Source organism: Chitinophaga sp. CCNWYY40, from assembly GCF_037483205.1.
Lineage (GTDB): Bacteria > Bacteroidota > Bacteroidia > Chitinophagales > Chitinophagaceae > Chitinophaga > Chitinophaga ginsengisegetis.
Map to the genome: position 1 here is coordinate 1,625 of NZ_JBBHLF010000018.1, position 1,500 is coordinate 3,124.

The 1,500-nt window shown below is 47.9% G+C and carries 2 rRNA genes (1 of these 2 running past the window's edge); both read left to right on the top strand.

From position 1 onward, the window contains the following. Window positions 1–1,346: ribosomal RNA gene (locus tag V7S65_RS32170) — 23S ribosomal RNA — on the top strand (it extends 1,605 nt beyond the left edge of the window). A gap of 84 nt (window positions 1,347–1,430) precedes the next feature. Further along, window positions 1,431–1,500, top strand: a 5S ribosomal RNA gene (rrf, locus tag V7S65_RS32265); the annotation flags it as partial.

Consider the following 1,500-nt stretch of genomic DNA (forward strand, 5'->3'; position numbering starts at 1 on the left):
ATGCTGAAACCTGATAGTACAGCAAAGCTTCGGCCGCGCTGATAGTATCCCTAATCAGACTTCCAAGAAAAACTTCTAAGGTTCGTTTATAGCAGCCCGTACCGTAAACCGACACAGGTAGTCGAGATGAGTATTCTCAGGCGCTCGAGTGATCCGTGGTAAAGGAACTAGGCAAATTGACGCTGTAACTTCGGGATAAGGCGTGCCACAGTGATGTGGCCTCAGTAAAATGGTACAACCAACTGTTTAACAAAAACACAGGGCCCTGCAAAATCGAAAGATGACGTATAGAGCCTGATACCTGCCCGGTGCTGGAAGGTTAAGGAAGGATGTTCGGAGTAATCCAAAGCTTCTGACTGAAGCCCCAGTAAACGGCGGCCGTAACTATAACGGTCCTAAGGTAGCGAAATTCCTTGTCGGGTAAGTTCCGACCTGCACGAATGGTCTAATGAGTTGTACACTGTCTCTACCACGAGCTCGGTGAAATTGTAGTATCGGTGAAGATGCCGGTTAATCGCAACGGGACGGAAAGACCCCGTGAACCTTCACTACAACTTAACATTGATTTTGAATGCCAGATGTGTAGGATAGTTGGGAGACTATGAAGCAGCTTCGCCAGGAGTTGTGGAGTCATCGTTGAAATACCAACCTTCTGTTATTTAGAGTCTAATCCCAGCAATGGGAGACATTGTTTGGTGGGTAGTTTGACTGGGGTGGTCGCCTCCTAAAAGGTAACGGAGGCTCGCAAAGGTACCCTCAGTACGGTTGGTAATCGTACGCAGAGCGCATTAGTATAAGGGTGCTTGACTGTGAGGCAAACAAGCCGAGCAGGTGCGAAAGCAGGCTAAAGTGATCCGGTGGTTCTGTATGGAAGGGCCATCGCTCAAAGGATAAAAGGTACTCCGGGGATAACAGGCTGATCTCACCCAAGAGCTCATATCGACGGTGAGGTTTGGCACCTCGATGTCGGTTCGTCACATCCTGGGGCTGGAGAAGGTCCCAAGGGTTCGGCTGTTCGCCGATTAAAGTGGCACGTGAACTGGGTTCAGAACGTCGCAAGACAGTTCGGTCCCTATCTGTTGTGATCGTTAGTAAATTGAGAGGACATGACCTTAGTACGAGAGGACCGGGTCGTACATACCGCTGGTGTATCTGTTGTGCCGCCAGGTGCAGTGCAGAGTAGCTATGTATGGATAGGATAAACGCTGAAAGCATCTAAGCGTGAAACCTGCTTCAAGATGAGTTTACTTTTAAGGGCCGTCGGAGACTACGACGTTGATAGGTTACAGGTGTAAGGGTGGTAACATCGCAGCCGAGTAATACTAATTGCCCGTAAGCTTTAATTTTTTAAATATTACGCTAAAGAGTCTTAGAATACAACTTTCCCGATATGTTATCTTATTAGTTTGCTGTAATAGCAAAGAAGATCTTATGGTGGTTATGCCGAGGGTGTTCACCTCTTCCCATTCCGAACAGAGAAGTTAAGCCCCTCATGGCCGA